General features: G+C 60.5%; 13 protein-coding genes. 12 read left to right on the top strand and 1 reads right to left on the bottom strand.

Annotated elements, in window-relative coordinates:
- Nucleotides 1-7: 7 nt before the first annotated feature.
- The 7 genes from HX823_RS19755 to ispD all read left to right on the top strand — a co-directional run bounded on the left by HX823_RS19755 (nucleotide 8) and on the right by ispD (nucleotide 7791).
- A complete protein-coding gene (locus HX823_RS19755) occupies nucleotides 8-955 on the top strand; it encodes an acetyl-CoA carboxylase carboxyltransferase subunit alpha (RefSeq protein ID WP_016976871.1) in 948 nt (315 codons plus the stop codon).
- Between the two features lie 159 nt (nucleotides 956-1114).
- Complete coding sequence (gene tilS / locus HX823_RS19750; protein WP_177076212.1) at nucleotides 1115-2434, top strand: tRNA lysidine(34) synthetase TilS; 1320 nt, start codon at nucleotides 1115-1117, stop codon at nucleotides 2432-2434.
- A gap of 273 nt (nucleotides 2435-2707) precedes the next feature.
- Nucleotides 2708-4339 (top strand): CTP synthase, encoded by a 1632-nt coding sequence (locus HX823_RS19745; RefSeq protein WP_010212443.1) that lies wholly within the window; start codon nucleotides 2708-2710, stop codon nucleotides 4337-4339.
- A gap of 5 nt (nucleotides 4340-4344) precedes the next feature.
- A complete protein-coding gene (kdsA, locus tag HX823_RS19740) occupies nucleotides 4345-5190 on the top strand; it encodes a 3-deoxy-8-phosphooctulonate synthase (RefSeq protein ID WP_177076210.1) in 846 nt (281 codons plus the stop codon).
- 157 nt (nucleotides 5191-5347) lie between these two features.
- Nucleotides 5348-6637 carry a phosphopyruvate hydratase gene (eno, locus tag HX823_RS19735; protein WP_016976873.1) on the top strand — a complete coding sequence of 430 codons (1290 nt, stop codon included), beginning with the start codon at nucleotides 5348-5350 and terminating at the stop codon, nucleotides 6635-6637.
- A 171-nt stretch (nucleotides 6638-6808) separates the two neighbouring features.
- Complete coding sequence (gene ftsB / locus HX823_RS19730) at nucleotides 6809-7087, top strand: cell division protein FtsB (RefSeq protein ID WP_003231201.1); 279 nt, start codon at nucleotides 6809-6811, stop codon at nucleotides 7085-7087.
- Entirely contained in the window at nucleotides 7084-7791 is a 708-nt protein-coding gene (gene ispD, locus HX823_RS19725; protein WP_038843628.1) for a 2-C-methyl-D-erythritol 4-phosphate cytidylyltransferase, read from the top strand. Before ftsB ends, ispD begins: the two co-directional genes overlap by 4 nt.
- Nucleotides 7792-7921: 130 nt before the next feature.
- Here the strand turns inward: ispD and HX823_RS19720 are convergent, their stop codons facing one another.
- Nucleotides 7922-8818 (bottom strand): LysR substrate-binding domain-containing protein, encoded by an 897-nt coding sequence (locus tag HX823_RS19720; protein ID WP_038843629.1) that lies wholly within the window; start codon nucleotides 8816-8818, stop codon nucleotides 7922-7924.
- Between the two features lie 109 nt (nucleotides 8819-8927).
- Between HX823_RS19720 and HX823_RS19715 the strand changes: the two genes are divergently transcribed.
- From HX823_RS19715 to surE, 5 genes are read left to right on the top strand one after another with little or no spacing between them, the layout of a single operon-like run.
- Nucleotides 8928-10040, top strand: a complete 1113-nt coding sequence (locus tag HX823_RS19715; RefSeq protein WP_177076208.1) for an S-(hydroxymethyl)glutathione dehydrogenase/class III alcohol dehydrogenase — start codon at nucleotides 8928-8930, stop codon at nucleotides 10038-10040.
- Between the two features lie 8 nt (nucleotides 10041-10048).
- A complete protein-coding gene (fghA, locus tag HX823_RS19710; protein WP_177076206.1) occupies nucleotides 10049-10894 on the top strand; it encodes an S-formylglutathione hydrolase in 846 nt (281 codons plus the stop codon).
- 54 nt (nucleotides 10895-10948) lie between these two features.
- A complete protein-coding gene (ispF, locus tag HX823_RS19705) occupies nucleotides 10949-11422 on the top strand; it encodes a 2-C-methyl-D-erythritol 2,4-cyclodiphosphate synthase (RefSeq protein ID WP_012722614.1) in 474 nt (157 codons plus the stop codon).
- Nucleotides 11419-12477: a tRNA pseudouridine(13) synthase TruD gene (gene truD / locus HX823_RS19700; protein WP_177076204.1), complete on the top strand. Its 1059-nt coding sequence runs from the start codon at nucleotides 11419-11421 to the stop codon at nucleotides 12475-12477. The genes ispF and truD overlap by 4 nt, the downstream gene beginning before the upstream one ends.
- Nucleotides 12465-13214, top strand: a complete 750-nt coding sequence (surE, locus tag HX823_RS19695) for a 5'/3'-nucleotidase SurE (RefSeq protein WP_038843639.1) — start codon at nucleotides 12465-12467, stop codon at nucleotides 13212-13214. Before truD ends, surE begins: the two co-directional genes overlap by 13 nt.
- Nucleotides 13215-13251: the final 37 nt, after the last annotated feature.

The raw sequence follows: 13251 nt of genomic DNA, 5'->3' as shown, positions 1-13251 counted from the left end.
GACGCTTATGAACCCGAATTTTCTTGATTTCGAACAGCCGATCGCTGACCTGCAAGCCAAGATCGAAGAGCTGCGCCTGGTCGGCAATGACAATTCGCTGAATATCGGCGATGAAATCGCTCGCCTGCAAGACAAGAGCAGCACGCTTACCGAAGACATCTTCGGCAAGCTGACCAGCTGGCAGATCGCGCGCCTAGCCCGCCACCCGCGCCGTCCGTACACCCTGGACTACATTCAGCACATCTTCACCGAGTTCGACGAGCTGCACGGCGACCGCCACTTCTCCGACGACGCGGCCATCGTAGGCGGTATCGCTCGCCTGGACGACCAGCCGGTGATGGTGATCGGTCACCAGAAAGGCCGTGAAGTGCGCGAAAAAGTGCGTCGCAACTTCGGCATGCCGCGTCCTGAAGGCTACCGCAAGGCGTGCCGCCTGATGGAAATGGCCGAACGCTTCAAGATGCCGATCCTGACCTTCATCGATACGCCGGGTGCTTACCCAGGTATCGACGCTGAAGAGCGCAACCAGAGCGAAGCGATCGCCTGGAACCTGCGCGTCATGGCTCGCCTGAAAACCCCGATCATCGCCACTGTGATTGGTGAAGGGGGTTCCGGCGGCGCACTGGCTATTGGCGTCTGTGACCAGTTGAACATGCTGCAGTATTCGACCTACGCGGTGATTTCGCCGGAAGGTTGCGCCTCGATCCTGTGGAAAACGGCCGAGAAAGCGCCGGACGCTGCCGAAGCCATGGGCATTACCGCCGATCGCCTCAAAGGCCTGGGTATCGTGGACAAAGTCATCGCCGAGCCGCTGGGCGGCGCCCACCGCGACCCGGCTGCTGCTGCCGCGACTATCCGCGCTGAACTGGGTTCGCAACTGGCGATGCTCAAGAAGCTGGACAACGAAGCGCTGCTGGCCCGTCGTTATGAGCGCCTGATGAGCTACGGTCTGTAAGACTACGCAGGACCCAGTGTGGGAGCGGGCTTGCTCGCGAATGCGGTGGATCAGTCGACCTTTCAGTGACTGACACTCTGCATTCGCGAGCAAGCCCGCTCCCACATTTGCTTTGTGTATGCTGAGTCATTGCATTCCAGATAGATGGCGGTATTTTTCATGAAGCCTTCCTTAGCCGCCAAACTCTTGCAAGTTCTGTCACCATGGCGCAACGCCCCAGCCTGGCACATCGCATTCTCGGGTGGACTTGATTCCACCGTCCTGCTGCATCTCCTCGCCAATCTGGCAAATACCGAATCGCTCCCGTCCCTCCGTGCTGTTCATATTCATCATGGCTTGCAAGCTGCCGCTGATGCGTGGTCTGCTCACTGCCAGTCGACATGCGACAGCCTGGGCGTGCCGTTGCGCGTGATGCATGTGCAGGTGCAACCCGGCGCCAGTCTTGAGCGTGCCGCGCGTGACGCGCGTTACCAGGTGTTTACCGAGGTGACCGGGGCAAGGGAGGTCCTGCTGACAGGCCAGCATCGCGATGATCAGGCTGAAACCTTGTTATTCCGACTCTTGCGCGGGGCTGGTGTGCGCGGGCTGGCGGCGATGCCAGTACAGCGCCCGCTGGCGACTGGCTGTCTTGTGCGGCCCTTGTTGGATGTCTCGCGTGCAGAGCTGGAAGCCTATGCCGAGGCGCATCAGCTCAAATGGATCGAAGATCCTTCCAATGCGGACTCGCGATTCTCCCGCAATTACCTGCGCCATCGCGTGCTTCCTGTCCTGACGGAACGTTGGCCGCAGGCTACCGCAAACCTGGCGCGCACCGCCGCGCACCTGAGTGAAGCCCAAGACTTGCTGGATGAGCTGGCGCAGATGGACTTGCGAGCCGCCAATCAATTTTCGTCGTTTTCATGGCTTCATTTACCGTCCTTGGCCCTTGCGCCTTTGCGCGAGCTTACCGACGCCCGCCAGCGCAACGCCCTACGCCACTGGCTAACCCCTCTGACCCGTTTACCCGACAGCGACCACTGGGCCGGCTGGCATTCCCTGCGTGATGCCAAGGGCGACGCACAGCCCCTGTGGCGGCTGGCGGACGGTGATATGCAGCGCAGCGGTGAGCGTATCTGGTGGCTGCCCTCCACTTGGTCGGAATTTTCCGACGCGACGGTGAGCTGGCCCGATCCGCAAAACCCACTAGAGTTACCCGGCAATGGTCAGGTGAAACTGACAGGCAGGGTGCCTGGAGGTGCATTGACGATCCGCTACCGCCAGGGCGGCGAAATCCTCACAGTGCCAGGCCGCGGTCGGCGCGACTTGAAGCGCCTGCTTAACGAAAGTGGCCTGCCGGGCTGCGTCCGTGGCAGATTGCCGCTGCTGTACCAGGGCGAGCAATTGCTGGGTGCGCCCAGCCTTGCGGGACTCTGGCCGGCACCGAGTGATGACTGGCAATTACATTGGATGCCACAGACCTGCGATCAAGGTTTGAGCTGATAGAGCCTTTCCGGTAGACTACGCTCCCTTCTTGATACAACTTCTGTGGATTCAACTGAATCGCAGCAGTTGCCGATTACCAAGCAGTCTTTGCTGGGCGATTCCAAAAAATGTGTAGCGATCAACGTACCGGTGTTTCATTGCTGGTCTGTCACCACGCGGCGGTTTTTTTGAAAGGTGCACTGTGATTAATGCAGGTGATCGGGGGCTTCGGCCTTCCTTCGCTTTCCCCGGCGGCTCGGACCGCTTTAACGCAGACTTCTAGGGTTTTTCATGACGCGCTACATATTCGTCACGGGCGGTGTTGTTTCTTCATTGGGGAAAGGCATCGCATCGGCTTCATTGGCGGCCATCCTGGAGGCGCGGGGACTTAAGGTCACCATGCTCAAGCTGGACCCGTACATCAACGTTGACCCGGGCACCATGAGCCCGTTCCAGCACGGTGAAGTGTTCGTCACCCACGACGGCGCCGAGACTGACCTGGACCTGGGCCACTACGAGCGGTTCATCCGCACGACCATGACCCAGAACAACAACTTCACCACCGGCCGTGTCTACGAGCACGTGCTGCGCAAGGAGCGCCGTGGTGACTACCTGGGTGCAACCATCCAGGTGATCCCGCACATCACCGACGAAATCAAGCGCCGCATCATCAAGGGTGCAGGCGATGCCGACGTGGCCATGGTCGAGATCGGTGGCACCGTCGGTGACATCGAATCCCAACCGTTCCTCGAAGCCATCCGCCAGCTGCGTTTCGAAGTCGGCGCCAAGCGCGCGATGCTGATGCACCTGACCCTGGTGCCGTACATCGCCACTGCCGGCGAAACCAAAACCAAGCCTACCCAGCATTCGGTCAAGGAACTGCGTTCCATCGGCCTGCAGCCGGACGTGCTGGTGTGCCGCTCTGATCACCCGATCGACATTTCCTCGCGTCGCAAGATCGCGCAATTCACCAACGTTGAAGAACGCGCGGTGATCGCGCTGGAAGACGCCGACACCATCTACAAGATCCCGGGCATCCTGCATTCGCAAGGCCTGGACGATTTTGTGGTCGAGCGTTTCGGCCTGCAATGCAACGGCGCGGACCTGTCCGAGTGGGAAGCCGTGGTCGATGCCAAGCTCAACCCTGAGCACGAAGTCACCATCGCGATGGTCGGCAAGTACATGGAACTGCTGGACGCGTACAAGTCGCTGATCGAAGCGATGAGCCACGCCGGTATCAGCAACCGTACCAAGGTCAACCTGCGCTACATCGATTCCGAAGACATCGAGAACCAAGGCACTGCCTTGCTCGAAGGTGTGGACGCGATCCTCGTGCCAGGCGGTTTCGGCCTGCGTGGCGTGGAAGGCAAGATCACGGCTGTTCAATATGCTCGCGAGAACAAGGTGCCGTATCTGGGTATCTGCCTGGGCATGCAAGTGGCCGTCATCGAGTTCGCCCGTAACGTGCTGGGCTGGAAAGACGCCAACTCCACCGAGTTCGACAGCAAGAGCGGTCACCCGGTCGTGGGCCTGATCACCGAGTGGGAAGATGCCACCGGCGCGGTCGAGACCCGTACCGAAGCCTCCGACCTGGGCGGCACCATGCGCCTCGGCGCGCAGGACTGCCTGCTGGAGCCGGGCTCGCTGGTTCACGATTGCTACGGCAAGGACGTGATCGTCGAGCGTCACCGTCACCGCTACGAAGTGAACAACAACCTGCTGCCGCAAATCAAAGAGGCCGGCCTGAAAATTTCCGGTCGCTCCGGTGATGGCGCGCTGGTTGAAGTGGTCGAGGCGCCGGATCATCCATGGTTCGTGGCGTGCCAGTTCCACCCTGAGTTCACCTCGACGCCGCGCGACGGTCACCCGTTGTTCAGCGGTTTCGTCAAAGCTGCACTGACGCAACATCAGAAGAAGGCGTAACCCTGATGGCCCAGAAGATCATTCGCGTAGGCGACATCGAGATTGCCAACGACAAGCCCATGGTGCTGTTCGGCGGCATGAACGTGCTGGAAAGCCGCGACATGGCGATGCAGGTCTGCGAAGAGTACGTGAAGGTTACCGAGAAACTCGGTATCCCTTACGTGTTCAAGGCCAGCTTCGACAAGGCCAACCGTTCGTCCGTGACCTCCTATCGCGGCCCAGGCCTTGAAGAAGGCATGCGGATCTTCCAGGACATCAAGCAAGCCTTCGGCGTGCCGATCATCACCGACGTCCACGAGCCTGAGCAGGCTGCCGTGGTCGCCGAGGTGTGTGACATCATCCAGTTGCCGGCCTTCCTGTCGCGCCAGACCGACCTGGTCGTCGCGATGGCCAAGACCGGCGCGGTGATCAATATCAAGAAAGCCCAGTTCCTCGCGCCCCAGGAGATGAAACACATCCTGAACAAGTGCGTGGAAGCGGGTAATGACCAGTTGATCCTCTGCGAGCGCGGTTCTAGCTTCGGCTACAACAACCTCGTGGTGGACATGCTCGGTTTCGGCATCATGAAACAGTTCGAATACCCGGTGTTCTTCGACGTGACCCACGCGCTGCAAATGCCCGGTGGTCGCGCCGATTCCGCTGGTGGGCGTCGTGCCCAGGTGCTGGACCTGGCCAAGGCCGGAATCAGCCAGTCCCTGGCGGGCCTGTTCCTGGAAGCCCACCCGGACCCGGACAACGCCAAATGCGACGGCCCATGCGCCCTGCGCCTGGACAAGTTGGAGCCATTCTTGGCCCAGCTCAAGCAGTTGGACGAACTGGTCAAGAGTTTTTCGACGGTAGAGACCGCGTAAGCCGCGTTTCTCCGGTAGAATTTCCCACGCTTTACGCTCAGGCCTGCGGGCCTGAGCCTTGTCGTCTGCAAGCCTGCCCCGTTGTTCCACCCTTGCGGTCGGTCAAAAGATTTCCTTCAGCTGCGTCGTTTTCGTCAACTTTGGAGTGTTTACAACAATGGCAAAAATCGTCGACATCAAAGGTCGTGAAGTTCTCGACTCCCGTGGCAACCCCACCGTCGAAGCCGACGTGCTTCTCGATAACGGCATCATCGGCAGCGCCTGCGCGCCGTCCGGTGCTTCTACCGGTTCGCGCGAAGCGCTGGAACTGCGTGATGGCGACAAGAGCCGTTACCTGGGCAAGGGTGTACTCAAGGCTGTAGCCAACATCAACGGTCCGATCCGTGACCTGTTGCTGGGCAAGGACCCGCTGGACCAGAAAGCCCTGGACCACGCGATGATCAAGCTCGACGGCACCGAAAACAAAGGCAGCCTGGGCGCCAACGCCATCCTCGCCGTGTCCCTGGCCGCTGCCAAGGCCGCTGCCCAGGACCAGGACCTGCCGCTGTACGCACACATCGCCAACCTGAACGGTACGCCGGGTGTTTACTCGATGCCGGTGCCGATGATGAACATCATCAACGGTGGCGAGCACGCTGATAACAACGTCGACATCCAGGAATTCATGGTGCAGCCGGTGGGCGCCAAGTCCTTCTCCGAAGGCCTGCGCATGGGCACCGAGATTTTCCATCACCTCAAAGCGGTACTGAAGGCCCGTGGCCTGAGCACTGCGGTGGGTGACGAAGGTGGTTTCGCACCGAACCTGGCGTCCAACGAAGATGCACTGAAAGTGATCTCCGAAGCCGTGGCCAACGCTGGCTACAAATTGGGCACTGACGTAACCCTGGCCCTGGACTGCGCGGCCAGCGAGTTCTTTGAGGACGGCAAGTACAACCTCTCCGGCGAGGGTCAGGTGTTCAACTCCGAAGGTTTCGCTGACTACCTGAAAGGCTTGACCGAGCGCTACCCGATCATCTCGATCGAAGACGGCCTGGACGAGTCCGATTGGGACGGCTGGAAAATCCTCACCGACAAGATCGGCGAGAAAATCCAACTGGTAGGCGACGACCTGTTCGTGACCAACACCAAGATCCTGAAAGAAGGCATCGATAAAAAGATCGCCAACTCGATCCTGATCAAGTTCAACCAGATCGGCACCCTGACCGAAACCCTGGAAGCCATCCAGATGGCCAAGGCTGCGGGCTACACTGCCGTGATCTCCCACCGCTCCGGCGAAACCGAAGATTCGACCATTGCCGACCTGGCCGTGGGCACCTCGGCGGGCCAGATCAAGACCGGTTCCCTGTGCCGTTCCGACCGCGTTTCCAAGTACAACCAATTGCTGCGTATCGAAGAGCAACTGGCAGGCAAGGCCAAGTACAACGGTCGCGGCGAGTTTCGCGGCTGATCAGTAAATGTTAAAAAGTCGGCGGATTGCGTCGGAAAACTCACGACAGTGTGTATTTCGACGCTAATCTGATGGCTATCAAGCACAAGCCTGGTTCTTCCAGGCTTCGTGCTATCAGTTGCTTCAAAAGTTTTGCATGGCTGTCTTTTTTCACTGGATACCCGATATTCGATGCGCAGTCCCAATTGGTTGTTCCTCGTCTTGCTCTTGTTGCTGGCTGGCCTGCAGTACCGCCTATGGGTGGGTAATGGCAGCTTTGCGCAGGTAAAAGACCTGACCGAGCAAATTGCTGCACAGCACGCCGAAAACGAGATCTTGCTGGAGCGTAACCGCGTCCTCGATGCCGAAGTGCTTGAGCTGAAAAAAGGTACGGAGACCGTTGAAGAGCGGGCTCGTCATGAATTGGGCATGGTCAAGGAGGGCGAAACCCTCTACCAGTTGGCCCAATGAACCTTAGTTTGCCGGCCTTCTGGGCCGTGATTCCTGCCGCGGGCGTTGGTGCCCGTATGGCCGCGGACCGTCCCAAGCAATACTTGCAACTGGGCGGGCGCACTATTCTCGAACACAGCCTTGACTGTTTTCTCGACCATCCATCCCTCAAGGGCTTGGTGGTCAGTCTTGCCTCTGATGATCCTTATTGGCCCACGCTGACGTGTGCGGCTGACCCGCGTATCCAACGTGCGGACGGCGGCTCGGAGCGTTCGGGCTCGGTACTCAATGCGCTGTTGCACCTGAATGCCTTGGGTGCCAGTGATGACGATTGGGTGCTGGTACACGATGCGGCACGACCGAACCTGAGTCGCGATGACCTCGACAAACTGTTGGCTGAGCTGGCGCACGACCCGGTCGGCGGCCTGCTGGCCGTGCCGGCCCGCGACACGCTCAAGCGCGTCGACAAGCACGGACGTGTGGTTGAGACCGTCGACCGCAGCCTGATCTGGCAAGCCTACACGCCGCAGATGTTCCGCCTCGGTGCCTTGCATCGCGCATTGGCCGACAGCCTGGTGGCGGATGCCGTCATCACGGACGAAGCGTCGGCCATGGAGTGGTCTGGCCAGGCGCCGCGCCTGATCGAAGGGCGCTCGGACAATATCAAGGTGACCCGGCCGGAAGACCTGGAGTGGTTGCGGTTGCGGTGGGCGAACCGTAGGTAGTCAGCTAGACCGTGTCGACCCCTTCGCGAGCAAGCCCGCTCCCACACTTGATCGCGTGCGTCCTGAAGAAACGCGGTCAAAATGTGGGAGCGGGCTTGCTCGCGAAGAGGCCAGTACAAACACCCCATAATCACCTGCTGTACTCCGGTCTCCCAGCCAGCCCCTCCTTCAAGAAATCCACCAACTTCCTGACCTTAGGCGACAAATGCCGCTGCTGCGGATACAGCGCCCACACTGCCGTATTCGGTGGCTGATGCGCCTCCAGCAACGACACCAGCGCGCCACTGTGCAGGTGCTCCAGCACGTAATAGTCCGGCAACTGGCACAACCCCACGCCCTGCAACGCCGCGTCCAGCACGGCTTGCCCACTGTTGCAACGCCAGTTTCCCTGTACCCGCTGGGAAAATTCCCGCCCGTCCTGGGCCAGTTGCCAGATATCCGAGCTGCCGATCAAGCAGTTATGCCGACTCAATTCCGACAAACTATGTGGCCGACCATACCGCGCCAGGTAGGACGGCGACGCGCACAAGTACATGCGCCTGGGCGCCAGGCGGCTGGCGACCATGCGCGAATCCTGCAAACGCCCCAGGCGGATCGCCAGGTCGAGGCCTTCATGCACCAGGTCCAGCTGGCGGTTGCTCAACTCGATATCCACCCGCAGTTGTGGATAGAGCGCCATGAACCGTGTGACCAGCGGCACGATAAAACGCTCGCCGTACGCCACCGCGCAGGTCATGCGCAACATGCCCTTGGGTTCACTGGTAAGGTCGCCGACTGCGCGCAAGGCTTCTTCGCGGCCGTCCTGCAGACGTTGGCAATGTTGCAGGAAGGTCTGGCCGGCTTCGGTCAGGGTCACCTTGCGTGTACTGCGGTACAGCAGCCGCGTTTGCAGGCGTTCTTCCAGGCGCGCCACTTGACGGCTGATGTGGGACGACGACACGCCCAGGCGTTCCGCCGCCGCGGTGAACTGGCTGCATTCGGCGACCGCGACGAACTCATCGATGCCTTCCCAGCGGTTTTCCAACATCACGATTATCCCTGTACAGCAATAAAGTTTTGCTTTTGTCCGGATTATTCATCAGTCAGCTATGTTTTACACTCGCCGTCTCAATTTTCAACCGCCTGGAGAAACCCGGATGATCAAGTCCCGTGCTGCCGTAGCCTTCGAAGCCAAGAAGCCTCTTGAAATCGTTGAAGTGGATGTCGCCATGCCCAAGGCTGGCGAAGTGTTGCTGCGCGTAGTCGCTTCGGGCGTGTGCCATACCGACGCCTACACGCTGTCGGGTGCTGATCCGGAAGGCATCTTCCCGTCGATTCTCGGTCACGAGGGCGGTGCGGTGGTCGAAGCGATCGGCGAAGGCGTGACGTCTGTTGCAGTGGGTGATCACGTGATCCCGCTGTACACCCCGGAGTGCGGCAAGTGCAAATTCTGCCTGTCGGGCAAGACCAACCTGTGCCAGGCCATTCGCTCCACCCAGGGCAAAGGCCTGATGCCGGACGGCACTACGCGTTTCTCCTACAAAGGCCAGCCAATTTTCCACTACATGGGCACCTCGACCTTCTCCGAGTACACCGTGTTGCCGGAAATTTCCGTGGCCAAGATTCCTAAAGAGGCGCCGCTGGAAAAAGTCTGCCTGCTGGGCTGTGGCGTCACCACCGGTATCGGTGCAGTGATCAACACGGCCAAGGTCAAGCCGGGCGACACCGTGGCCATCTTCGGCCTCGGCGGTATCGGCCTGTCGGCGGTGATTGGCGCAGTTAAAGCCAAGGCCGGCCGTATCATCGCCATCGATATCAACCCGGCCAAATTCGAAATCGCCAAGCAACTGGGCGCCACCGATTGCATCAACCCGAAAGACTACGATCGCCCGATCCAGGACGTGATCTTCGACCTCACCGACGGCGGCGTGGACTTCTCCTTCGAATGCATCGGCAACGTACAACTGATGCGCGCCGCGCTTGAGTGCTGCCACAAAGGTTGGGGTGAGTCGGTGATCATCGGTGTCGCCGGTGCCGGCCAGGAAATCGCTACCCGTCCGTTCCAGCTGGTCACCGGTCGCGTCTGGCGCGGTTCGGCCTTCGGCGGCGTGCGCGGCCGCAGCGAATTGCCAAGCTACGTGGAAATGGCCCAGACCGGCGAGATCCCGCTGGACACCTTCATCACCCACACCATGGGCCTGGAAGACATCAACAAAGCGTTTGACCTGATGCATGAAGGCAAGAGCATTCGTACCGTCATCCACTTCTGAGGTCGGCCATGAGTCTGGAAAACCTGTCGTGCCAGAAAAGCTTCGGCGGCTGGCATAAACGCTACAAGCATCATTCCGATGTGCTCGGTTGCGACATGACCTTCGCCGTCTACCTGCCGCCGCAAGCGGAAGAGGGCGGCAAGTTGCCGGTGCTGTACTGGCTCTCCGGCCTGACCTGCACCGACGAGAACTTCATGCAGAAGGCCGGCGCCCAGCGCATGGCTGCCGAGCTGGGCCTGATCATCGTTGCGCCGGACACCAGCCCACGTGGGCCGGGTGTGCCGGGCGATCCGGATAACGCCTGGGATTTTGGCCTCGGCGCTGGCTTCTACTTGAATGCCACCCAGGAACCTTGGGCCAAGCACTATCGGATGCATGACTACGTGGTGCAGGAATTGCCGGCGTTGGTTGAAGCGCATTTCCCGGCCTCGACTAAGCGCGGCATCAGTGGTCACTCCATGGGCGGCCACGGAGCGCTGGTGTGTGCGTTGCGCAACCCTGGGCGCTACTTGTCGGTGTCGGCGTTTTCGCCGATCAACAACCCGATGGATTGCCCGTGGGGCCAGAAAGCCTTCTCGCGTTATTTGGGCGAAGAGCGCTCTAAATGGCGCGAGTGGGACGCCTGCGTGCTGATCAGCGAAGCCTCGGAAAAGCTGCCGCTGCTGGTGGACCAGGGCGACCGCGACGATTTCCTCGCCGTGCAACTCAAACCTGAAGCCCTGCAGCAAGCGGCCAAGGCGGCCAACCATCCGCTGGAACTGCGCCTGCAACCTGGCTACGACCACAGCTACTTCTTTATCGCCAGCTTCATCGAAGACCATTTGCGACACCATGGCCGTGCTTTGCTCGGTTAATGTGAGGCAAAAGTAGGTAGAATCACGCCCTGAATTAAATCGGGGCGTTTTTTTATGCGTATTGGCCACGGCTACGATGTGCACCGTTTCGCTGAAGGCGATTTCATCACCCTGGGCGGCGTGCGCATTGCACACCACCATGGGTTGCTAGCTCATTCCGACGGCGACGTTGTGTTGCATGCCTTGAGCGATGCCTTGCTCGGCGCGGCGGCGTTGGGCGATATCGGCAAGCACTTTCCGGACACCGACCCGACCTTCAAGGGCGCGGACAGCCGTGTACTGCTGCGCCATGTGGTTGGCCTGATCCACGCCAAAGGCTGGAAGGTTGGCAACGTTGACAACACCATCGTGGCCCAGGCGCCGAAGATGGCCCCCCATATCGAGTCGATGCGCGCGCTGATTGCCGCGGATCTGCAAATAGAACTGGATCAAGTGAACGTGAAAGCCACCACCACCGAAAAGCTCGGTTTTACCGGTCGTGAGGAGGGCATTGCCGTGCACTCCGTCGCCTTGTTGTTGCGCGCATGAATGACCTGCAACTGTTGGGTCCACGGGCCTATGGCGAGGCCTTGGGCAGCGCGGTACTGAAAGCGACGGCCGAAGACTTCCAGGTTGATGAAGTGCTGGATATCCCGCTGACCGGCGAGGGTGAGCACCTGTGGTTGTGGGTTGAGAAGCGCGGCCTCAATACAGAAGAAGCCGCGCGGCGCATCGCCAAGGCGGCGGGCGTGCCACTGCGCACGGTCAGCTACGCCGGGCTCAAGGATCGCCAGGCGTTGACCCGCCAATGGTTCAGCGTGCAACTGCCCGGCAAGGCCGATCCGGACATGAGCGCGGCGGAGAACGACACGCTCAAGGTCCTCAAGACCGCCCGCCACAAGCGCAAGCTGCAGCGCGGTGCGCACTCGGCCAATGGTTTCACCTTGCGCCTGACTCAGTTGGCCGGTGATACCGCGGCTATCGACGCGCGGTTGCAACTGATTGCACAACACGGCATTCCCAATTATTTCGGCGCGCAGCGTTTTGGCCACAACGGCGGCAATGTGGTGGATGCCCGTGAGTGGGCCGCGCGCAAGGCCTTGCCGGAACAGCGCAACGTGCGATCGCGGTTGCTGTCCACGGCGCGCAGCTTCTTGTTCAACAAAGTGTTGGCGGCGCGTGTGGCCGATGGTTCGTGGCAGCGCGCCCAGGTCGGCGACTTGCTGGCCTTTACCGACAGCCGCAGTTTTTTCCCGGCGGGGGAGGCTGAATGCAGCGACCCGCGCCTGGCGATCCTGGACCTGCACCCGACCGGCCCACAGTGGGGCGAAGGCGATTCGCCTGCCACGGGTGCAACCTTTGAACTCGAACAGGCTGTTGCTGCCGATGAAGCCGACCTGCGTGATTGGCTGGTGAATGCCGGCATGAGCCAGGAACGTCGCATTCTGCGACTGCCCATTGGCGGTTTGACGTGGCATTATCCCTCGCTGGACATTCTGCAATTGGAATTCGTCCTGCCGGCCGGATGCTTCGCCACTGTCTTGGTGCGCGAGCTTGTTGATCTGGTGCCGGTGGGGCAGACGGACAACCCATGCGTATTCTGATATCAAACGATGACGGTGCCACCGCACCCGGTCTTGCCGCGCTCTATGCTGCGCTGGAAGATTACGCCGAGTGCGTGGTGGTTGCCCCCGACCAGGACAAGAGCGGCGCCAGCAGTTCGCTGACGCTCGACCGTCCGCTGCACCCGCAAGTCCTGGCCAATGGCTTTATCAGCGTGAACGGCACCCCCACCGACTGCGTCCATTTGGCGATCAACAGCCTGCTGGATCAGGAGCCGGACCTGGTGGTATCGGGTATCAACCTCGGTGCCAACCTGGGCGACGACGTGCTGTATTCCGGCACCGTGGCGGCGGCGCTTGAAGGTCGCTTCCTGGGGCGTACGGCGTTTGCCTTTTCGTTTGCTTCGCGCCAACTGGACAACCTGCCGACCGCTGCGTATTTCGCGCGCAAGCTGGTGGAGGCCCATGGCTCCCTGAACCTGCCACCGCGCACGGTGCTCAACGTCAATATCCCCAACTTGCCCCTCGACCATATTCGCGGCATCCAGCTGACGCGCCTGGGCCATCGTGCCCGCGCGGCGGCGCCGTTGAAGGTGGTCGACCCGCGTGGCAAGGAAGGCTATTGGATTGCCGCGGCGGGTGATGCGGAAGATGGCGGTGAGGGCACCGACTTCCATGCCGTGATGCAAGGTTACGTATCGATTACCCCGTTGCAATTCGATCGCACCTTCAGTGATGCCTTCAGTGGTCTCGATGGCTGGCTGGAGGGGCTGCGCTGATGGGCCGTGAACAAGACGACTTGCTGCGCCGGGGCAT

It is taken from the genome of Pseudomonas sp. P7759 (genome assembly GCF_013386445.1).
GTDB classification, from domain to species: Bacteria; Pseudomonadota; Gammaproteobacteria; order Pseudomonadales; family Pseudomonadaceae; genus Aquipseudomonas; species Aquipseudomonas azotoformans_A.
Note: the sequence above shows the minus strand (reverse complement) of the source record. Positions and strands in the feature narration are given on the sequence as shown.